The sequence below is a fragment of the Variovorax boronicumulans genome (assembly GCF_030812215.1).
Taxonomy (GTDB): domain Bacteria; phylum Pseudomonadota; class Gammaproteobacteria; order Burkholderiales; family Burkholderiaceae_C; genus Variovorax; species Variovorax boronicumulans_C.
Window position 1 is genome coordinate 193993 of sequence record NZ_JAUSSG010000009.1, and the last position, 19797, is coordinate 213789.

A 19797-nucleotide genomic window follows, 5' to 3' on the forward strand; every position below is an offset into this window, starting at 1 on the left:
ACTCCCTGAGCCGCTGGGCTCTCGTTGATTTTTTTGTACGGAAACGCGCTGCGCGCGTTCGATGCGTCAGACCGTGGCGTGAGGCAGCACCACGCCCGGCGGCAGTCGCGCCACGACCTTGCCGGCCCTGTCGCCAATCGCGTTGTTTGCGACGGATGCCGCAGCGGCCTTGGCGATGCCGCCGATGGCTGTGCCGGCTCCACCGTTGACCCGTTTCACGAGGCCGGCGAGCATGTCGTTTGCAGGGGCGGTTTCCGTTTCCGCCGTGCCGTCGGTCTTCCTGGGCGGCCAGGTGGGGTTGCCGAAATAGCTGGCCTCGTCCCATGGATTGCGCGGGTCTTCGCCCAACGCGATACGCGCGCCACCCGGCACCAGCCCCGAGACAGCCGCAAAGCCCTTGTCGTCCAGCTTGCCGGTCTTGACCTGCCCAGCCGAATCCGTGACCTTGTAGTTCGCGCCTTTCAACCCGTGGTTGTTGGCATAGCGGTGCGTGAGCTCCAGTTGCCCCTTGCCCGGCTTCAATCCGTCCGGCAGGCCCGGCCGGCTTGCGCTGGTGGGCCCGACCATGCTGTGGACGCTGGCATGCTGGACATGCGGGCCGGTGGTGCCGCTCTCGATGCTGCCGCCCTTGTAGCGGACGTAGCTGCCGCCACCGCTGATCAGCAATTCCGTCTTGGCCTCGATCCGGATCTTGTCGGCCCGGATGGTGATCTCGTCCTTGGCCAGGAGATTGATGCAGGTCTTCAGCGCCTGGATGTCGATGTCGGCCTGGGCGGCAACGATCTTGATGCCCTTCTGCGCCGCAAAGAGCTTGATGGCCTGCAGGGCCACGCCCAGCAGGCTGTCGCCGCTGGTGATGCTGGTGTGCTTGCCGCTGGTGATCGCCGTGTGCTCGACGCTGGCGATGTGCGTGCTGAACTGGCTGGTGGTCTCGATGCCGGCGGGGCTGGCCAGCACCAGGTGCGGCTGGGCCAACTCCGGGAACTGGCCGGCCTCGACATTGGCTGCACCTTCGCCCCTGACGGCATCGTTCTGCTCCTGGAGTGCCTTGGCGACTGCGGTCTGGTCGTTGCCCTCCTGGGCCTTGTTCTTCTGCGCCTCCTGCGCCCCGGCGTCGTGCAGGTCGCGAGCCTCTACCAGACGCTGACGCGTCTCGCCGCTGTCCAGCAAATGCGCCTTGGCGTTGGGACGCGCTTCAGTGGTGATGAGCAGGCCCTGCGTGGCCCGAATGGCGCCGTGCGCATCGGTACGCAATTCAAAACCTTCGCCACGTGCATCCTGGCGACCGGCGTTGTTGTCGATGCGCGTGACGTGGCCCAGGCTCAGCGAACTGCTCTGGTGGTCGCTCTTGAGCTGCGCCTGGATCTTCTGGTCGGTGTCGTCCAGGACCAGGTGGTTGGAACGCCCGCCCGCGCTGTTGCCGCCTTCCTTGACGAGTTCCCGGCTCCTGAAGCCCGACAGTGCGGCTTGACCCGGCAATTCCCAGGGCGGCAGGTTCATCTGGTTGTGCACGCGGCCGGTGCAGATGGGCAGGTCCGGGTCGCCGCCGATGAAATCGACGATCACCTCCTGGCCGATGCGCGGCACATGCAAGCCGCCCAGCTGGTTGCCGGCCCACGGCGAACTCACGCGCAGCCAGCAGGTGGAATGCTGGTTCTTTCGGCCCAGGCGGTCCCAGGGGAACTGGACCTTGATGCGGCCCAGCTCGTCGGTCCACAGGTTCTCGCCTTCGGGACCGACGACCAGCGCGACCTGCGGGCCTTGCGTGTACGGCTTGTGCCGCGACAGTTCCGGGCGCAGCGGCTCGGTGAGGGGATGGGCCGTGAAATCGACCTCGACGCGCCATTGCTGCTTGCGGTGCGCTGCAGCCTCCGGGCCCTGGCTCTCCTGCGCGACGTTCTCGATGAGGAACTGGCTGTCGAGCACGAGGTACTGGATATTGGCTGCTTCGCGAGGGTGCTTCTGCAACTGGAAGGTGAAGCCCGGGACCATGCCGCGCAGTTGGCCGCTGCCCTTGGCGCGTGCGCCCTGCGTGCGCAGGGCTTGCATGCGCAGCAGGGCAAGGCGATTGCCTTCTGCATGAGGCTCGTTGGCACCCGAACCCGTGGACCCGGCGCGGGGCTGCGCGTAATGGTTGCCCGCGCGGCCGTCGTGCCACTGATAGATCTCCTGATCGGCCTGTCCGGTGGGACGGGGATCGGCGTGCTTGACGCTCAGATCGGCCTTGGGGCGGGTGTAGTCGTAGTCGCGGCTGGCGTATTTGCCACTGGTGAGCTGGTGGTGGGGAACGAAACTGCTGATGTACTCGGCATCGACCTTCCAGCCGGGTGCGTGGTACTCGATCTGTCGGTACGCAACGCTGTCCATCGGCGCGTGCGCTCCCATGTTGTCGGTGAGCACGAGGCGATGCTTGCCTTCGCGGTGCGCAAAGTAGAAGTTCAGCCCCCACTCCTGGCACAGGCGCTCGAAGAATGCGAAGTCGCTCTCGTTGAATTGCGTCTGAAAGTCCCGAACGGGGTAGGTCTCGCTCAAGTGCTTGTCGATGGGGAATGCATAGTCCGCCAGCAATTCATCGAGGATCTGGACGACGGTCTTGTTCTGGTAGATCTTGCAGTCGCTGCTCAGCGTGCCCAGGTGCAGCCAGGGGCGCAGCGTGAGCTTGTACTGGATGTGGCGGCCTTCCTCGCCCCACAGTTGCGCATCGGTGACGAGGGCGTTGATCTGTCGCTCACCCGCACCGTCGAGGCCGATCCGGCAACTGACCTCCCGGCCTATGAAACTGTCGAGATCGATGTCCGCCGCAGCGCCAAAACTGAAGTTGAGCGCATCCGGAGTCTTGAGCAGCAGTTCATATTCAAACAAGCTGCTGATGCCCTCGCGACCCGAGAGCCGCACGGGCTCCAGCGAATCGGGAATGGCGCAGCTGGCAACGGCAAGGGTTCGAGACATCTCCAGGACCTCGGAGGAACGACGGTCCGGCAGTCTCTGGCAGCTGGAACTGCACCGTTGCAAACAATGGTCAACCAGGGCTCACGCGTGCAACGGGGGGCAGCGAGGTGTGAAAAATTTGTAGCAGAGGGAGCAAACCGCGCCTGACGCCCGCACTCTGAGGGCACAAGGCACCTCGTCCCGCGCTCGTGTGAATTGCTAGCTTTCGGCGACCCAAAGGCCCGGGTAGTCGCTCACGAAACTGTCCTGGGTGACCTGCAGCACCGCCTCGTAGTCGAAGCGCTTAGCCACATAGGCGTATTCGCTCTCGCTGCGCCGCTCGTAGCGCTGCATCAGTTCGCTCAACACACCGCCGCCATCGATATCCAACCAGGCGGCCGGCGCATCGGCGCCTTCGCCCTTGGAGAGATTGAGCCTTCGCAGCTGCAGCAGGTTGGTCGCGGGCGTGAAGCCCAGGTCGAGGTCCACGCAGTGCGACAGGTCGGGCACGGCCTCGTCGTTGAGCTTCCAGTGGCCGTGCGCGTCGCGTGCGATCGACAGCTCGATGGCCGAGTCGCCGAGCCAGCCGCGCACCATGCCCCACTGCGTGTGCCAGTGCAGGTCGCAGCGCACCCTGTAGTGCAACTGGGCGATGCGGCCACCTTCCTGGCGGAAAACCGCAGCGCCATCGAGCTGCCAGGCCGAGGCATTGCGCTCGAGCCGGCACGCGTCGTGGCCCGGTGCATCGAGCCTGCGCCAGAGAATGGAGGCGACGGTTTGCATGGCGCGGATGATGGCACCGGCATGCTGCGCTGCGCAAGCGCCATCGTTCAAAATGCCCCGCATGATGAAGGCCCTTTCCACAGCACTCCTCGCCCTTCTGCCCATCCTGTCGGCAAGCGGCGCTGTGCATGCGGTGACGCTGAATGACGGCGACATCGTCTTCCACACCTCGCGTTCGGCCCAGAGCGTGGCCGTGCAGCGCGCCACGGGCTCGCGCTACAGCCACATGGGGATCGTGCTGATGCGGGACGGCAAGCCCTACGTTTTCGAGGCGGTCTCGACCGTGCGCTACACGCCGCTCGCGCAATGGACGGCGCGCGGCAACGGCGGCCACTACGTGGTCAAGCGCCTGCGCGATGCCGACAAACTGCTGACACCCGGCGCCGTGGCCCGCCTGCACGCGCGCACCGCCGATTTCGCGGGCCGCCCCTACGACCTGACCTTCGAATGGTCGGACGGCCGCATCTACTGCTCCGAGCTCGTGTGGAAGCTCTACCAGCGCGCGCTGGGCGTGCGCATCGGCGAGCTGCAGAAGATCCGCGAATTCAACCTCGGCGACCCGGCCGTGCGCGCCAAGATGCGCGAGCGCTACGGCGACAAGGTGCCGATGGACGAGCCGGTGATCTCGCCGGTGGCGATGTTCGATTCGCCGTTGCTCGTGACCGTCGAAACGCGCTGATCGACCACCGATTCCTGTGCCCCTCGGCGGGCGAAACCCCTCCGGCCGCGAGACAATCGTTTCCGTGAGTTCCCCACCCCCCTCGACAGGCCCGATCCGCCGCATCGCCCACCTCGACATGGACGCCTTCTACGCGTCGGTCGAGCTGTTGCGCTATCCGCAGCTCAAGGGCCTGCCGGTGGTGATCGGCGGCGGGCGCCGCAGCGTCGACGAGGCCATCCGCAACCTGCCCGAAGGCGGCACGCTGGCCGACATTCCTATCGAGGCCTTTCCTCGCCTGAAGGATTACGCGGGCCGCGGCGTGATCACCACCGCCACCTATCCCGCGCGCCAGTTCGGGATCGGCTCGGCCATGGGGCTCATGAAGGCCGCCAAGCTGTGCCCGCAGGCGCTGATCCTGCCGGTCGATTTCGACGAATACCGGCGCTTCTCGCGCGCCTTCAAGCAGGTGATCCTGGAGATTGCGCCGCTCATGGAAGACCGCGGCGTGGACGAGGTGTACATCGACTTCACCGACGTGCCCGGCGGCCAGCGCGACGGCGGGCGTTCGCTGGCGCGGCTGATCCAGAAATCGATCTTCGACGCCACCGGCCTCACCTGCTCCATCGGCGTGGCGCCCAACAAGCTCATCGCCAAGATGGCGAGCGAGTTCAACAAGCCCAACGGCATCTCGGTCGTCTACGAAGACGACCTGCAGACCCGCATCTGGCCGCTGCCCTGCCGCAAGGTGAACGGCATCGGCCCCAAGGCCGACGAGAAGTTGAAGCGCTTCGGCATCGAGACTGTGGGCCAGCTCGCAGCACGCGATCGCGACTGGCTGATCCAGAACTTCGGCAAGGCCACCGGCGCGTGGATGCACGAGGTGTCCTGGGGCCGCGACGACCGGCCGGTGGTGACCGAGAGCGAGCCCGTCTCGATGAGCCGCGAGACCACCTTCGACCGCGACCTGCACGCGGTGCGCGACCGCGCCGAGCTGGGCGCGATCTTCACGCACCTGTGCGAGAAGCTGGCCGAAGACCTGCAGCGCAAGGGCTACGTGGGCAAGACCATCGGCATCAAGCTGCGCTACGACGATTTCAGGATCGCCACGCGCGACCAGACCATCGACCGCTTCACCGACGACGGCAAGACCATCCGGCAGGTCGGCGGCCAGTGCCTGAAGCGCGTGCCGCTGGAGCGGCCGCTGCGCCTCCTGGGTGTGCGCGTGGGCGCGCTGGCGAAGGCGGGTAGCCCGGAGGCGCTGGCGCCCACGGGCGCAGCGCGCTCGACCGCAGAGCCGGCGGCGACCACCGCGTCGCTCTTCTGAAGAGGCCGTCGTGATCAAACGCTGGCTCCGGCGCATCGCATTCACGCTGCTGGGGTTCGTGCTTGCGGTCGGGCTGTATGGGGTCGTGGCCTTTGCGCTGGTGCTGTGGCCGGCCCATGCAAAGCCGCCCGCGGAAGCCCCCGCCGTCGAAGCCTGGGTGCTGAGCAACGGCGTGCACACCGACCTCGTGTTTCCCGTCCGCTCCTCGACCATCGACTGGCAGCAGTTCTTTCCGCTTGCCGACTTCAAGGCCGTGCCGCCCGATGCCGAATTCATCGCCATCGGCTGGGGCGACCGCGAGTTCTACCTGCACACGCCCACCTGGGCCGACCTGACCGCCGCGCGCGCCTTCGGTGCGCTCGCGGGCGGCAATCGGGCGCTGATGCATGTGACGTACCTGCAGCGTGCGCAGATGCGGCGCGGCGCCTACAAGCTGCCGCTCTCGCAGGCGCAGTACGCGCAGCTCGTGGCCTACGTGCGCGCGTCGCTGCCTTCAGGCCGCGCAACGCCGATTGCCGGCGCGCACTACGACAACCAGGATGCCTTCTACGAAGCCGAAGGCGGCTACAACCTCTTCGAGACCTGCAACACCTGGACCGGCCGCGGTCTGCGGAGCGCGGGCGTCAAGACCGGCCGCTGGACGCCCTTCGACTTCACCGTGACCTGGCACCTGCAGCCCGCGCAGCCCTGAACCCGCTCAGGGTTTCGGCACGCCGGCCTGCCACTGCGGCCAGTTCTTCACGATGTGGTCCACCACGCGCGTGCCGACCAGCGCGATGTTTTCCACCGTCTCGGCAAAGCCGCCCGCCGTCTCGCCCGGTGCCGGGTCCAGGTGCTGCAGCGTGCTTTCCTTCGGGTTGCCCTGGTCGAAGTTGACCGCGCCGCGCAGGCTCATCACGCGGTCGGTGCCGTGGGTGCGCTTGATCACGAGGGTGATGGCCGCGGCTTCCATCTCGGTGATCACGTAGTCGTCGGCGCCGTAGAGCTTGGCGATGTACTGCGCCTGCTTCGACATGCCCGGGCCGTGGAAGAAGGTGTCACCCGTCATGTGGGTGCCGGTGCCGACGAAGGGCGCACGGCGCGCCGCGGCGTCGGGGTAGCGCAGGCGGTACTTGCGGGCGGATTCCGAATCCTTCAGCGGCGTGTCGGCCGAGAGCTTCATGGCCCAGCCGACGAGGTCGGGGTTGAGCTTGAAGCGGCGGTAGTCCTCGTAGCCCTTGCGCGGCATGAAGGTCGGCTCGCCCGCCTTGTTCTCCTCGGGCGCCCAACGGTGGCCGAGGTCGTAGTCCACGAGCCAGGTGGCCCAGCTCACTTCGCCGATGGTGCCGCGCGAAGGCGGCGTGCCGGCCACGCCCGAGATCACGTAGTAGGCCTCGGAGAAATCGAACTGCGGGTTCAGCAGGATCGCCTGCATCGACGAGGACGAATTGACCTTGCCCATGCCGAGCACCGCGCCGCACACGCCGTCGGCGTTGCAGTACACGGGCTGCAGTGCGCCGGGCACGGCCATGGGCCTGGCGCCCTTCCAGTAGCGCTCGTACCAGTACTGGAACTCGCCGGCGCGGTCGCCGGTGTTCTGGCCGATCTCGAACATGGCGGCGACGAACACCTTGACCTTGACGGGCGCGGCCGTTGCGGCCGATGCCGCCGGTGCAGGCGAGGTGGAAGCACAGGCCGTGGCGAGCAGCGCCGCTGCGCACAGCGCCGACCAGCGGGCAGAGAGAGAGGTCCAACGAGAAAGCATGATTTTTCGGGCGGAGAGAGATAAGTGGAAGGGAGGCACCAACAGCTTGCGGCGTCCTACACCGGGCGATTGTCGATGCTGGCACAAGCGGATGCACCTCCAGACGCAAACCCCATGCCGGCCTCCACTTCGCCCGTTCCCAGACCGCCCGCCAAGGCACCTTCGAAACCCACGCCCATCGCCAACGGGCTCGTCTACGTGAACCCCGACATGCCCGGCATCCGTCGTCTGAAGCATGGCGAGCGCTTCCGCTACCGCGATGCGAAGGGCCGCTGGCTGCGCGATGTGGACGAGCTCTCGCGCATCCGCATGCTGGCCATTCCGCCGGCCTACACGCAGGTATGGATCTGCCCCTTGCCCAACGGCCACCTGCAGGCCACCGGCATCGACGCGCGCGGCCGCAAGCAGTACCGCTACCACGCCGACTGGCGCGTGATGAAGGACGAGACCAAGTTCGACCGCCTGGAGGCTTTCGCGCTCGCGCTGCCGCGCATCCGCGCCCGCGTCGCGCGTGACCTGCAGCCCGAAAAAAGCCGGAAGGCGCCCGGCCGCAGCCAGGTGCTCGCCGCACTGGTTCGCCTGCTGGACACCACGCTGCTGCGCGTGGGCAACGAGGAATACGCGAGCAGCAACGGCTCCTTCGGCCTCACCACGCTGCGCAACCGCCACGCGGCCGTGCAGGGCACGGCGCTCAGGCTGCGCTTCAAGGGCAAGAGCGGCGTGATGCACGAGGCGAAGCTCGACGACCCGCGCGTGGCGAAGGTGGTGCGGCAATGCCAGCAGTTGCCCGGGCAGGCGCTCTTCCAGTACGCCGACGAAGAGGGCGAGCTGCGCGGTATTTCGTCCACCGACGTCAACGACTACATCGCCGACGCCGCGGAAGGCGCCGAAGGCGAGCGCTTCACCGCCAAGGACTTCCGCACCTGGCACGGCACGGTGCAGGCGCTGGAACTCACGCGCCTGGCATGCGAGCCGGGCCGCATCGCCGCAGACGGCGGCCGCTACAGCGCCAAGGACATCCTCGCTGCGGTCGCCAAGCAGCTGGGCAACACACCGGCCGTCTGCAAGAAAGCCTATGTGCATCCGGCCGTGCTGGCGCTGGGCAGCGCGCTCGCGAACGACGACGAAGATGCGGCCACCGCGCTCTTCGAGAAGATCGCGGGTCGCACCATCGCCAAGCCTTCGCGCGGGTTGTATGCGGCGGAGCGGCGGCTGCTGGCGTTCCTGCGAACGCACCGCCAGGCGCAAATCCGCGAACGCCGCACCGGTGCGCGAAGAAAACCTCAGCCGGTCGCGAGCGCAAAGCGCACGCTCTCGCCTTCCAGCGCGATGGCGTAGCCCATGTCCTCGGCGAGGTTCTGCAGCGCGACGGCATCGATGGCCAGCGCGCGCGGTGCGCGGTGCGCATCGAGCACCGGGTTCACGCCACCGGCTTCGCGCGGCATCGCGACGAGGCGCAGCGCATCGGCACCGACCGGCTCGACGCGGATCGCGCCGGCTTCGGCCGCGCCGTCGTGCAGGTAGCCGAGCGCCCCCAGGAACAGGTAGCGCAGCGCGGCCGCGGCGGGCCAGCGGGCCTCGTCTTCCTGCGGGTCGAGCGCGGCATCGACATCGAGCATCACGCCGTGCAGGTCGAAGGCCGAGCGCATCAGGTTCACGCCCTGCGCCACCAGCGCGCTGCGGGTGATGCCGTCGTCGGTGGTGGCCAGCTCCCAATCGCGCAGCGACCGGATGGCGTCCACCAGTTCCGACACCTGGTTGTCGATGAGGGCCACGCGCTCTTCGCACGCGGCACGATCGACGGGATCGGCGGCCACCTGGCGCTTGAGCATCAGCACCGCCATGCGCACCACCGAGACGGGCGCGGCCATGTCGTGGCGCAGGGCCGGCAGGGCGCGCGTGAGCAGTTCGTGGCGCACGCCGGCAGCGATCCAGCTGCGCGCTCCGGGCGAGGACTTCATTGCGCTGCAGCCCTGGTCGGGGCGCAGCCCACACGGCGGAGGGCGGCTGGAGACGTGGTCACGGGAAAAATTCCTGAAGGGCGGGAAACAAGGCAAAGAGTATCGTGCGCCCCTCCCCGCCCCGATGTAGGAGCGTGCCTACGCCTTGCGCCGCCACATTCCGCGTCTCAGGGTTTTCCGAGGTAGGTGCGCACGTCCTTCACCTCGACGCCCGCAGCGGCGACGGCCGAGCGCAACTGCGCCTCGGTCACGCCCAGCGTCTGCGTCCAGTAGCGGACCTCGTGGGATTCATTGACATTGATGCGGGCTGCATCCTGCGGTCCGCGCTTGCTCAGGTCATCGGCCATGGTGTGGATTCCTCGTTGAAGGCCCCCACGATGCAGCGTCCGCAGGCGCCCGGCTGGCGGACGGCAGCGCACCTCCTTGCAGGATAAATCCGAGGGTGCGGACCGCAGAGGCTGGAGATGTCCGGAAGCAGCGCGCCCGCACGGGGCGCCGCGCCTATCGTCGGCCGCTCCTTCACTCCCACGAGCGCAACACAGCATGACACCCGAACAGAACAAGCGCGCCGTCACCGAGGCATGGAAGGCGTTCGCCAGCCGCGACGCAGGGCGCATCCGCGCCGCGTTCACCAACGATGCCGAATGGCTCGCGCCCAAGGACAACGCCACCGGCGTGGCCCTCGGCTTCACCGACCACATGATCGGACCCGACACGATCGTGCGCTTCCTCGTCGAAGAGTTTCCGAAGCTCTTCGTGGCCGACGTCTCGGTGGACTTCACCCAGCTGCTCTGCGACGGCGACACCGTGGTGCTCGAAATGCGCCTGCAGGCCATGCTCGCCAACGGCCGGCGCTACGACAACGACTACTGCTTCATCCTCGAACTGCGCGAAGGCCGCATCGCCCGGATGCGCGAGTACATGGACACGCAGAAAGGCCGCCGCATCGTCATCGGCGACCTCCCCGCCGACCTCAGGGCTGCCGGGCCCGCGCTTGCAGTTCCCGCTTGAGCAGCTTGCCGTTGGCGGTGGTGGGCATGGCATCGATCACCTCGATGCGGGCCGGCCGCTTGTAGGGCGAGAGGTGTTCGGCCAGGTAGGCGCGCAGCGCAGCCTCGTCGAGCGAGGCGCCGGGCTTCATCTCGGCGAAGGCGACGATCTGCTCGTTGCCGTCGGCCTCCGGCACGCCGACCACGGCGCACAGGTGCACGCCTTCGAAGCGGCCGATCACCGCCTCGATCTCCGCCGGATACACGTTGAAGCCCGAGCGGATGATCATTTCCTTCAGCCGCCCGACCACGAACAGCGCACCGTCGTCGCCGAAGCGCCCGAGGTCGCCGGTGGCATACCAGCCGCCGGGGCGCATCACCTGCGCGGTGGCGGCTGCGTCGCGGAAGTAGCCGAGCATCAGGCCGGGGCCGCGCAGCCAGATTTCGCCCGTGTCTCCCGCCGGCACATCCTTGCCGTCGATGCCCACGATGCGCGCCTCGCCGCCCTCGACCGCATGCCCGGCCGCGGTGTCCGCGCGCGGCGCCTCGGTACGCGTGAGGAACACCGAGCCCGCGTATTCCGAGAGGCCATAGCCGTAGTGCAGCGGCTGGCCGAACAGGCGCTCCACCCGCTGCTTGAGCGCCAGGTCGAGCGGCGCGGAGCCGGTGTACACGTAGCGCAGCCGCGGAAAGCGCGGCACCACGCGCTCGGCCTCGATGTGCGCGATCAGCCGCGCGTACATCGTCGGCGGCCCGAGCAGGTTCGACACCTCCTCGTGCGCCAGCGCCTGCAGCATGTCGGCCGGCGAGAAGCTGCCGCGCAGCACCAGCGACGCACCGCCCGTGAGCGCGGCCATCAGCACCGTGCCGATGCCGAAGATGTGCGTCATCGGCAGGAACGCGTAGACGCGGTCGTGCCCGTCGAGCGCGCGCACGGCCGCCGACACGCGCCCGAAATGCAGCAGGCCGCGGTGCGACACCATCACGCCCTTGGGCGTGCCCGAAGTGCCGGAGGTGAAGATGATCGCGGCCGTGTCGGCCAGCGCCGCATCGGGCTCCGGCTGTGCTTCGGTACGCGGCGCCGAGTACATGACGCCCGGCAGCCCGGCCGGCGTCGCGGCTGCGCGCTCCGCATGCTGGCGCGCGGCGGCCGAGGAGCCGGTCGTGAAGCAGCACAGGCGCGCATCCGCACGCTCGACGATGGCGGCGATCTCGCCCGGCGACATGCGTGCATTCACGCCGCACGACCATGCGCCAACACGGCTACACGCCATCAACAGCGCGATGTGCGCGGCGCAGTTCTCGGCGACCAGCACCACGCGGTCGGTCGGGCGCACGCCGGCGTCCAGCAGGTCTTGCGCGGCCGTGTCGGCCATCGCCTGCAACGCCGCGTAGGTGGTGGTGCCGCCGGGTTCGAAAAGGAAAACGGTCTCCGGCGTGCGGATCGCGCGTTCTTCCAGCAGGCTGTGGATGCGATGCATCGGCTATTCCGCCTCGATGCCCTTGGACGCCGTCGCCCAGAGCTTGCGGTCGGACTGGCCCTTGGTCGCCAGCAGATCGGCCCCGCCCGACCACACGTCGTAGCCCTGTTCGCGCAGCCGGCTCGCGATGTCTTCGCGCGCCAACATCTTGAGCGCGGCGGCGTTGATGCGCGCGACCAGCGCCGGGTCCATGCGCGCCGGGCCGTAGAGGCCGAACCAGCCGCCCACGTCGTAGTCGGCCACGCCCGATTCGATCATCGTCGGCACGTCGGGCAGCATGCGGTTGCGCTGCCGCGATGTGACCGCCAGCGCGCGCAGGCGCCCCGACTGGATGAAGGGCCGCGAGGTCGCGATGATGTCGAACATCATCGGTACCGTGCCCGCCATCACGTCGGCGAGCGCGGGCGCGCTGCCCTTGTAGGGCACATGCGTGAACTGCACGCCGGTCATCTTCTCCAGCAGCGCGCCACTCAGGTGGTTGGAGGCGCCCACACCGGCCGAGCCGTAGAACAGCTTGCCGGGCTTGGCCTTCGCATAGGCCAGGAGCTCGGCCACGTTGCGCACCGGCAGATCCTTGTTGACCACGAGCACGTTGGTGTAGTCCACCAGCGGCGCGATGGGCGTCAGGTCCTTCATCGGATCGAACGGCATGTTGCGCTGCACGTTCGGGTTGATCGTGATGGTCGGGCTCGCGCCGAGGAAGAGCATGGCGCCATCGGGCGGCGACTTGGCGACCGCATTGCCGCCGAGCGAGCCGCCCGCGCCGGGGCGGTTGTCGACGATCACCTGCGTGCCGAGTTCCTGGCTCAGCGCGGGCGCGAGCAGCCGCGCCGCACCGTCTACCGGCCCGCCCGCGGAATAGCCCACCACGAGCTTGATGAGCGGTGGCAGCGCCTGCTGCGCGAACGCCCGCGAGGGCAGCACGGACAGCAATGCGCCGCCCGCCAGCGCAGCGACGGCATGGCGCCGGGTGAGGTCGAGGGATTCCATGAGCGTTGTCTCCTGTTGTTTATTTCTTCGGCGCTCGCATCGCTCAGGCCGGAAGGTCCAGCACCTGCCGCGCGAGGATGTTTCGCTGTATCTCATTGGTGCCGCCGTAGATCATTGCGGCCGTCGATCCGATGAGCGGCGACAGCACGTTGAAAGTCTGCCCGTCGAGCACCTGGTCGCCGGCGACCGCGCCCTGCTCTTCGCCGGCCTCGACCAGCAAGGCGCCGATGCGGTGGTAGGTCTCGCTCGCCCAGATCTTCAACAGCGACACCGATGCGGGCAGCGGCTTGCCGGCGCGCACGATGTTGGCGAAGCTGGTGTAGGCGGCGGTCAGGTCGGCCACATCGAGCCGCAGCGCCGCAAAGCGCTGCGCGAAGACGGGCTCGGCGAACAGGCGCCGCGCCTCTGCGAGCCGTGCAAGCTGCCCCAGCGCGTACTGCGACTGCTTGGGGCTGCCGAGGAAGATGCGCTCGAAACCCAGCAGCGCCTTCGCGATCGTCCAGCCGCCATGCAGCTGGCCGACGAGGTTGCCGGCCGGCACGCGCACGTTGTCGAAGAACACCTCGCAGAACTCCGGCTCGCCCGCCAGCGTGTGGATCGGCCGCACCGTGATGCCCGGCGTGCGCAGGTCGCACAGAAGAAAGCTGATGCCCTCTTGCTTGCGCGCTTCCTTGTCGGTGCGCACGAGCATGAAGATGTGGTTGGCGTCCTGCGCAAGCGTGGTCCAGATCTTCTGGCCGTTGACGATGAAGTGTTCACCTTCGGCGTCGCGGCCCGCGATGGCCTCGGTGCGCAGGCCCGCGAGGTCGGAGCCCGCATTGGGCTCCGAATAGCCTTGGCACCAGACGTGCTCGCCGCTCAGGATGCGCGGCAGAAAGCGCTGCTGCTGCTCGGGCGTGCCGTGCTGGATGAGCAGCGGCCCGATCATCACGATGCCCTGGTCGGGCGCGCGCGCCACGCCGTATTGCTCCAGCTCCTCGATCCACGCGATGAGCTTGTCGGCCGGCAGGCCCATGCCGCCGTGCGCCTCGGGCCACGCCGGCGCGATCCAGCCTTGCGCGGACAGCGTGAGGTACCAGTCGCGCATCTCGCTCCATCGCGCGCGGTGCGAGAGATAGCGCAGTTCCTGCGGATAGCGCTGCTGCAGGAAGCCGCGCACCATGCGGCGGAACTCGGCCTCGGGCATGGCGGACCAGTCGGCGGTGCGGGGGAACTCGCCGGTCCATGCGGCAGTGCCTGTCGTCGCTTCGCCTTCGCCTGCGAGCAGGCCATGCCGGTGTTGATGCGCGGTGACGTTGCCGAGCCACGCCGAGAGGCACAGCACGCGCTTGTAGAACAGGCTCAGGTCGCATTCCTGCGTGTAGCCGATGGCGCCGTGCAACTGCACGGAGGTGCGCGAGGCTTGCAGCGCGGCGGCCGTGCAGCGCGCATTGACGCGGCTCGCCTCGGCTTCGAGCCGCTCCACCGGCAACCCGGTGCTCGCCAACGCCAGCACCTCGTTCAGCGTGGCCTGCGCCACCTCGAGATGGATGAACATATCGACGCAGCGGTGTTGCAAGGCCTGGAAGCTGCCGATGGGCTTGCCGAACTGCGAGCGCGTGCGCAGGTAGGCCAGCGTCTGCGCCAGCATCGCCTGCCCCGCGCCAAGAAGCTCGGCCGCCTGCAGGATCTGGCCGGCCGCGAGCGCATGGCGCAGCGCCTCTTGCGCGGCCGGCCCTTCGGCCAGCACCGCATCGGGCGGCAACGCGACCTGCTCGAAGCGCAGGCTCGATGCCTGTCCGCCATCAACCAGCGGCATCGGCGTTTCAGTCACGCCTTCGGTGCCGCGCGGCACCCAGAGGATCACCGCATCGTCCTCGCCGCGCGCCGACACCAGCCAGCCGCTGGCGGCCGCGCCGGGCAGCACCATGAGCTTTTCGCCTTGCAGCAGCACGCTGCCTGCGCGCCTTTCGCAACCACAGGCGAGCGGCACCGCGCTCAGGTCGCCCGCGCTCTCCTGCCATGCCAGTGCGGGCAGGCTGCGGCCCGCGATCAGGTGGGCGAGCAAGGCGCGGGCGGCAGGTGTATCCAGCCGCGCCAGCAGAAGCGCGCTGAGACCGGCCACGGCCAACAGCGGTTCGGGCGCCGCGTGCTCGCCGGCCGCACGCAGGATTTCCGCCGCGCCATCCAACTCCAGCCCCAGGCCGCCCGCGGATTCGGGAGCCAGCATGCCCGTCCAGCCCAGTTCGGCGAGTGCGCTCCAGCCCTCTGCTTCGTCGGCACCGGGCCGCTCCATCAACGCGCGCCGTCTTTGGGTGGCGCCGCTGCGCACGAAGTAGTCGAGCGCCGCTTCGCGCATTGCCGAGAGTGATTCGATATCCATGGCCGCAGCGTGGCAGAAGACCCCGGCGGGCGGCATTTGCATTTGCCGAAGGGAGGGTTTCGCAATCACGGAGCCGCCTCGCGCGGGACGGGACTAGATTCGGCGCATGACCACCAAGATCAAGAAATCCCTGCACACCGAACTGGGCCACAGCACCCCCGACAAGATCACCGTGCGCGGACGCGACCTGCCCTCGGAAATCCTCGGCCACCTGAACCTGGGCGACATGGCCTTCCTGGAACTCACGGGGCGCATCCCGACGCCGCAGGAGTCAGTCACCTTCAACGCCATCGCCGTCACCCTGGTCGAGCATGGCGTGACGCCGAGCGCACTGGCCGCGCGCCTCACTTATGCAGGCGCCCCCGAAGCGCTGCAGGCCGCGGTCGCCGCGGGCCTGTGCGGCCTGGGCACCGTGTTCGTCGGCAGCACAGAAGGCGCGGCCAGGTTGCTGTACGAGGCGATTCCCTTCGGCGAGAAGCCGTCCCGCCCGCTGCCCGACATGGCGAAGGACATCGTGGCCGATTTCCGCGCGCGCAAGCAGATCGTGCCGGGCCTGGGACATCCGCTGCACAAGCCCATCGACCCGCGCACGCCGCGCCTGTTCCAGATCGCGGCCGAGAACGGCCTGTCCACCCACTACGTCGCGCTGATGCAGGCGGTGCAGGAAGAGGCCGAGCGCGTCTCGGGCAAGTCGCTGCCGATCAACGCCACCGGTGCCATCGGCGCGATTGCCGCGGAGTTCGGCTTTCCCTGGAAGATCATCCGCGGCATCGGCGTGATGGCGCGCGCCATCGGCCTGGTGGGCCACATCCTGGAGGAGATCGACGACCCGATGGCCATCGAGATCTGGCAGCGCGTGGAAAAGGAAGCCGGCGGCCCCCGCCAGGACTGAAGAAAAAGCAACGAGCGATGAACAACGCCAACGACAAGAGCTTTCCCGACATCCGCGACGCCGTGCGCGACCTGTGCGCACAGTTTCCCAACGAGTACTTCCGCAAGATCGACGAGGCCCGCGGCTACCCCGCCGAGTTCGTCGATGCCCTCACCAAGGCCGGCTGGATGGCCGCGCTGATCCCCCAGGAGTACGGCGGCTCGGGCCTCGGCCTCACCGAAGCCTCGGTGATCATGGAAGAGATCAACCGCTGCGGCGGCAATTCCGGCGCCTGCCACGGCCAGATGTACAACATGGGCACGCTGCTGCGCCATGGCAGCGAGGCGCAGAAGCGCGAATACCTGCCACGCATCGCCACTGGCGAGCTGCGCCTGCAGTCGATGGGCGTGACCGAGCCCAGCACGGGCACCGACACCACCAAGATCAAGACCACCGCGGTGAAGAAAGGCGACCGCTACGTCATCAACGGCCAGAAGGTATGGATCTCGCGCATCCAGCACTCGGACCTGATGATCCTGCTGGCGCGCACCACGCCGCTCGCGGACGTGAAGAAGAAATCAGAGGGCATGTCGATCTTCATCGTCGACCTGCGCGAAGCCATTGGCAAGGGGATGACGGTGCGGCCGATCCTAAACATGGTCAACCACGAGACCAACGAGCTCTTCTTCGAGAACCTGGAGATTCCCGCGGAAAACCTGATCGGCGTGGAAGGCCAGGGTTTCAAGTACATCCTGGACGGCCTCAACGCCGAGCGCACGTTGATCGCGGCCGAATGCATCGGCGATGGCTACTGGTTCATCGACAAGGTGACGGCGTACACGAAGGAGCGCGTGGTGTTCGGCCGCCCCATCGGCCAGAACCAGGGTGTGCAGTTCCCGATTGCCGAGGCATTCATCGAGATCGAAGCAGCCAACCTCATGCGCTACGAAGCCTGCCGCCTGTTCGACGCGCACGAGCCCTGCGGTGCGCAGGCCAACATGGCGAAGTACCTCGCGGCCAAGGCGAGCTGGGAGGCGGCCAATGCGTGCCTTCAATTCCATGGCGGCTTCGGCTTCGCGTGCGAATACGACATCGAACGCAAGTTCCGCGAGACCCGGCTGTATCAAGTTGCGCCGATCTCTACGAACCTCATCCTGAGCTATGTCGCCGAACACATGCTCGGCCTCCCTCGCTCGTTCTGAAGGGACACCTCCATGACCGATTCGAATCATCCGAGCAAGGTGCTCGCCACCTTCGCCGCCGACCTGAAGTTCGCGGACATTCCCACCCCCGTGCTGCGCCGCACCGAAGACCTGATGCTCGACTGGCTCGGCTCGGTGCTCGCAGCCCGCACCGCACGGCCGATACGCAGCATCGAGCGCTTCGCGCAAATGATGGGCCCCGCCGATGGGCCGAGCGAAATCCTGACCTCGCGCCACACCAGCTCGCCGCTGTTCGCAGCGCTCGTCAATGCCGCAGCCTCGCACTTCGTGGAGCAGGACGATGTGCACAACGGCTCGGTGTTTCACCCGGCCGCCGTGGTCATCGCGCCGGCGCTCGCCGTGGCGCAGAGCATCGGCGCGAGTGGTGCGCAACTGCTGACCGCCGTGGTCGCGGGTTACGAAGTCGGCATTCGCGTCGGCGAATTCCTCGGGCGCTCGCACTACAAGACCTTTCACACCACGGCGACGGCGGGCACGATTGCCGCTGCGGCAGCGGTCGGCCGCCTGCTCGACCTCACGCCGCAGCAGATGCTGCATGCGTTCGGATCGGCCGGGACGCAATCGGCCGGCGTGTGGGAGTTCCTGCGCGATGCCGCGGACTCCAAGCAACTGCACTGCGCGCATGCCGCATCGAGCGGGTTGATGTCGGCATACCTCGCGCAAGACGGTTTCACCGGCGCAGCGAAGATTCTCGAAGGCGCGCAGGGCCTCGGCGTCGGCATGTCGAGCGATGCCGACCCGGCGAAGCTCACCGATGGCCTCGGCACGCGCTGGACGCTGGCCGAGACCTCGTTCAAGTACCACGCATCCTGCCGCCACACGCATCCCGCCGCCGACGCACTGCTGCAGGTCATGACGCAGAACAAGCTGAAGCACAGCGACGTGGCTTACGTCACCACGCATGTGCACCAAGGCGCCATCGATGTGCTGGGCCGCGTGACCGTGCCCGCGACGGTGCACCAGGGCAAGTTCTCGATGGGCACGGTGCTCGGCCTGATCGCAGTACACGGCCGCGCCGGCCTCGGCGAGTTCGACCGCGACTTTCTCGCGCCCGATGTCGCGGGCTTCCGCGAAAAGGTCACGATGCAGCTCGACCCCGAGGTCGACACCGCCTACCCCGCCCGTTGGATCGGCAAGGTGAGCGTCGAAACCGTCGACGGCCGCACGCTGCAGGGCCGTGTGGACGAGCCCAAGGGCGATCCGGGCAACAGCCTGGACCGCGCGGAGATCGAAGACAAGATGCAGCGCCTCGCGCACTATGGCGAAGGCGCCACGGCCGACGAGGCCAAGGCAATGTGCCAGCGCATCTGGCAACTCGCCGACGCACGAGAAGTCGGCCGCTGGCTCCCCTGACGACGGCCCCAAAACCCAATCGAGCCCGGTCTGCGGTGCGGCGCAGCCGGCCCCTCTGCGCCGCCGAGGAGCGCAGCGTTTAGCGGATCAGGGCTCGCAGCTGTCTGAGCGCAGCGAGTTCTGCGAGACCCCGCGAAACGCGAGCACCGCAGGGAAGCCCGAAGGGCCGGCGCAGTGGGGCTGGCTGCGCCGCACCGCAGACCGGGCGGCTTCTGCTACCGGGCAGAGCTATCGCGCGACAAGATGATCAAACAGCTCGCGCGCCGAGGCCGGGAGCTGCTCGCGATTGCGCGCGATGAGCTTGAGCTCGCGCTCGGCCCATGCATCGCTGAGCGCGACGGTCGCGATCCGCATCGCCATCGATAGCCGCTCTGCCGACGAGGCCGGCAGCACGCCGACGCCCACGCCCGCTTCGATCATCAAACAGATCGCCTCGAAGCTGCTGACCTGGATGCGCGGATTGAAACCGCGCCCCGCCAGCTCCGCACGCCGCTGCAGGAAGCGATGGATCGCGCTGCCATGGTGCAGGCCCACGTGCTGTTCGTCGAGCGTGTCGGCAAAGGCCACCGAAGGCGCGCCGGCCAGGTGATGCGTCCTGGGCACCACCAGCACGAGCTGGTTGCTGCCGAAGGCACGCGCATCGAAATCGCCCGTGTGCACGTCGCCCGCGAGGATGCCGATGTCGGCCTCGCCATCGGCCACCGCGCGCACGATTTCCTCGCTCAGGTATTCGCGCAGGTCCACCTGTACGGCCGGGTGCTGCGTGAGAAAGCCCGCGAGCTTCTGCGGCAGGTATTCGGTGATCGAGGTGGTGTTGGCGAACACGCGCACATGGCCCTTGATGCCTTTGCCGAAGTCCTGCATGTCGCAGCGCAGGTGCTCCATCTGCTGCATCACGCGCTTGGCGTGATAAAGCACCGCCTGCCCCGCCGCGGTGAGGCTCACGCCCTGCGCGCTGCGGTGCAGCAGCTTGCCGCCCACGGCCTCCTCCATCTGCTTGATGCGGGTGGAGGCGGCGGCCAGCGAGATGCACGCCTTCTCCGCGCCGCGCGTGAGGCTGCGCGCGTCCGCCACGTAGACGAACAGTTTCAGGTCGAACAGGTCGAAGTGCAGGTTCACCGGGCGGA

17 protein-coding genes are annotated in these 19797 nt (G+C 67.9%); 8 read left to right on the forward strand and 9 right to left on the reverse strand.

Going from position 1 to position 19797, the window contains the following annotated elements:
- Positions 1 to 66 precede the first annotated feature (66 nt).
- Both tssI and J2W23_RS23465 read right to left on the reverse strand, forming a co-directional pair.
- On the reverse strand, positions 67 to 2949 hold the full coding sequence (gene tssI, locus J2W23_RS23460; protein WP_307650458.1) for a type VI secretion system Vgr family protein: 2883 nt from the start codon (positions 2947 to 2949) through the stop codon (positions 67 to 69).
- 198 nt (positions 2950 to 3147) lie between these two features.
- Complete coding sequence (locus tag J2W23_RS23465; RefSeq protein ID WP_307650459.1) at positions 3148 to 3711, reverse strand: putative glycolipid-binding domain-containing protein; 564 nt, start codon at positions 3709 to 3711, stop codon at positions 3148 to 3150.
- Positions 3712 to 3772: 61 nt separating this feature from the next.
- Between J2W23_RS23465 and J2W23_RS23470 the strand changes: the two genes are divergently transcribed.
- From J2W23_RS23470 to J2W23_RS23480, 3 genes are all read left to right on the forward strand, one after another.
- Positions 3773 to 4390, forward strand: a complete 618-nt coding sequence (locus tag J2W23_RS23470) for a YiiX family permuted papain-like enzyme (RefSeq protein WP_307650460.1) — start codon at positions 3773 to 3775, stop codon at positions 4388 to 4390.
- 64 nt (positions 4391 to 4454) lie between these two features.
- Positions 4455 to 5696: a DNA polymerase IV gene (dinB, locus tag J2W23_RS23475; protein ID WP_307650461.1), complete on the forward strand. Its 1242-nt coding sequence runs from the start codon at positions 4455 to 4457 to the stop codon at positions 5694 to 5696.
- A gap of 10 nt (positions 5697 to 5706) precedes the next feature.
- Positions 5707 to 6387 carry a TIGR02117 family protein gene (locus J2W23_RS23480; protein ID WP_176661511.1) on the forward strand — a complete coding sequence of 227 codons (681 nt, stop codon included), beginning with the start codon at positions 5707 to 5709 and terminating at the stop codon, positions 6385 to 6387.
- A 6-nt stretch (positions 6388 to 6393) separates the two neighbouring features.
- On the opposite strand, the gene J2W23_RS23485 is transcribed toward J2W23_RS23480, so the two are convergent.
- Positions 6394 to 7440 (reverse strand): purine-nucleoside phosphorylase, encoded by a 1047-nt coding sequence (locus J2W23_RS23485; protein WP_307650462.1) that lies wholly within the window; start codon positions 7438 to 7440, stop codon positions 6394 to 6396.
- 114 nt (positions 7441 to 7554) lie between these two features.
- On the opposite strand from J2W23_RS23485, the gene J2W23_RS23490 reads away from it, so the two are divergent.
- On the forward strand, positions 7555 to 8778 hold the full coding sequence (locus J2W23_RS23490) for a DNA topoisomerase IB (protein ID WP_307650463.1): 1224 nt from the start codon (positions 7555 to 7557) through the stop codon (positions 8776 to 8778).
- Here the strand turns inward: J2W23_RS23490 and J2W23_RS23495 are convergent.
- Both J2W23_RS23495 and J2W23_RS23500 read right to left on the reverse strand, forming a co-directional pair.
- Positions 8724 to 9401, reverse strand: coding sequence for a hypothetical protein (locus J2W23_RS23495; protein ID WP_176661514.1), 678 nt, complete (start codon positions 9399 to 9401; stop codon positions 8724 to 8726). The two genes, J2W23_RS23490 and J2W23_RS23495, sit on opposite strands and share 55 nt — an antisense overlap.
- 167 nt (positions 9402 to 9568) lie before the next feature.
- Positions 9569 to 9748, reverse strand: a complete 180-nt coding sequence (locus J2W23_RS23500) for a DUF3606 domain-containing protein (protein ID WP_013539873.1) — start codon at positions 9746 to 9748, stop codon at positions 9569 to 9571.
- 196 nt (positions 9749 to 9944) lie between these two features.
- On the opposite strand from J2W23_RS23500, the gene J2W23_RS23505 reads away from it, so the two are divergent.
- Positions 9945 to 10412, forward strand: coding sequence for a nuclear transport factor 2 family protein (locus J2W23_RS23505; RefSeq protein ID WP_307650464.1), 468 nt, complete (start codon positions 9945 to 9947; stop codon positions 10410 to 10412).
- Here J2W23_RS23505 and J2W23_RS23510 read toward each other — a convergent pair.
- From J2W23_RS23510 to J2W23_RS23520, 3 genes are read right to left on the reverse strand one after another with little or no spacing between them, the layout of a single operon-like run.
- Entirely contained in the window at positions 10375 to 11871 is a 1497-nt protein-coding gene (locus tag J2W23_RS23510; RefSeq protein WP_307650465.1) for a class I adenylate-forming enzyme family protein, read from the reverse strand. The two genes, J2W23_RS23505 and J2W23_RS23510, sit on opposite strands and share 38 nt — an antisense overlap.
- Before the next feature lie 3 nt (positions 11872 to 11874).
- Positions 11875 to 12861, reverse strand: a complete 987-nt coding sequence (locus J2W23_RS23515; protein WP_307650466.1) for a Bug family tripartite tricarboxylate transporter substrate binding protein — start codon at positions 12859 to 12861, stop codon at positions 11875 to 11877.
- Positions 12862 to 12904: 43 nt separating this feature from the next.
- Positions 12905 to 15223, reverse strand: a complete 2319-nt coding sequence (locus tag J2W23_RS23520; RefSeq protein WP_307650467.1) for an acyl-CoA dehydrogenase — start codon at positions 15221 to 15223, stop codon at positions 12905 to 12907.
- Between the two features lie 106 nt (positions 15224 to 15329).
- Here J2W23_RS23520 and J2W23_RS23525 point away from each other — a divergent pair, with 106 nt between their 5' ends.
- Genes J2W23_RS23525 through J2W23_RS23535 form a run of 3 tightly spaced genes read left to right on the forward strand, consistent with a single transcriptional unit; the run spans position 15330 to position 18670 of the window.
- Positions 15330 to 16115 (forward strand): citryl-CoA lyase, encoded by a 786-nt coding sequence (locus J2W23_RS23525; RefSeq protein ID WP_307650468.1) that lies wholly within the window; start codon positions 15330 to 15332, stop codon positions 16113 to 16115.
- A 17-nt stretch (positions 16116 to 16132) separates the two neighbouring features.
- Positions 16133 to 17296: an acyl-CoA dehydrogenase family protein gene (locus J2W23_RS23530; RefSeq protein ID WP_176661520.1), complete on the forward strand. Its 1164-nt coding sequence runs from the start codon at positions 16133 to 16135 to the stop codon at positions 17294 to 17296.
- A gap of 12 nt (positions 17297 to 17308) precedes the next feature.
- Positions 17309 to 18670 carry an MmgE/PrpD family protein gene (locus tag J2W23_RS23535; RefSeq protein WP_307650469.1) on the forward strand — a complete coding sequence of 454 codons (1362 nt, stop codon included), beginning with the start codon at positions 17309 to 17311 and terminating at the stop codon, positions 18668 to 18670.
- Positions 18671 to 18898: 228 nt separating this feature from the next.
- On the opposite strand, the gene J2W23_RS23540 is transcribed toward J2W23_RS23535, so the two are convergent.
- On the reverse strand, positions 18899 to 19789 hold the full coding sequence (locus tag J2W23_RS23540; RefSeq protein ID WP_307650470.1) for a LysR substrate-binding domain-containing protein: 891 nt from the start codon (positions 19787 to 19789) through the stop codon (positions 18899 to 18901).
- Between the last annotated feature and the right edge of the window lie 8 nt (positions 19790 to 19797).

Coding starts and splice junctions, on each gene's coding strand:
- tssI (WP_307650458.1), bottom strand. CDS start 2,949: ATGTCTCGAACCCTTGCCGTTGCCAGCTGCGCCATTCCCGATTCGCTG.
- J2W23_RS23465 (WP_307650459.1), bottom strand. CDS start 3,711: ATGCAAACCGTCGCCTCCATTCTCTGGCGCAGGCTCGATGCACCGGGC.
- J2W23_RS23470 (WP_307650460.1), top strand. CDS start 3,773: ATGATGAAGGCCCTTTCCACAGCACTCCTCGCCCTTCTGCCCATCCTG.
- J2W23_RS23485 (WP_307650462.1), bottom strand. CDS start 7,440: ATGCTTTCTCGTTGGACCTCTCTCTCTGCCCGCTGGTCGGCGCTGTGC.
- J2W23_RS23490 (WP_307650463.1), top strand. CDS start 7,555: ATGCCGGCCTCCACTTCGCCCGTTCCCAGACCGCCCGCCAAGGCACCT.
- J2W23_RS23495 (WP_176661514.1), bottom strand. CDS start 9,401: ATGAAGTCCTCGCCCGGAGCGCGCAGCTGGATCGCTGCCGGCGTGCGC.
- J2W23_RS23500 (WP_013539873.1), bottom strand. CDS start 9,748: ATGGCCGATGACCTGAGCAAGCGCGGACCGCAGGATGCAGCCCGCATC.
- J2W23_RS23505 (WP_307650464.1), top strand. CDS start 9,945: ATGACACCCGAACAGAACAAGCGCGCCGTCACCGAGGCATGGAAGGCG.
- J2W23_RS23510 (WP_307650465.1), bottom strand. CDS start 11,871: ATGCATCGCATCCACAGCCTGCTGGAAGAACGCGCGATCCGCACGCCG.
- J2W23_RS23515 (WP_307650466.1), bottom strand. CDS start 12,861: ATGGAATCCCTCGACCTCACCCGGCGCCATGCCGTCGCTGCGCTGGCG.
- J2W23_RS23520 (WP_307650467.1), bottom strand. CDS start 15,223: ATGGATATCGAATCACTCTCGGCAATGCGCGAAGCGGCGCTCGACTAC.
- J2W23_RS23525 (WP_307650468.1), top strand. CDS start 15,330: ATGACCACCAAGATCAAGAAATCCCTGCACACCGAACTGGGCCACAGC.
- J2W23_RS23530 (WP_176661520.1), top strand. CDS start 16,133: ATGAACAACGCCAACGACAAGAGCTTTCCCGACATCCGCGACGCCGTG.
- J2W23_RS23535 (WP_307650469.1), top strand. CDS start 17,309: ATGACCGATTCGAATCATCCGAGCAAGGTGCTCGCCACCTTCGCCGCC.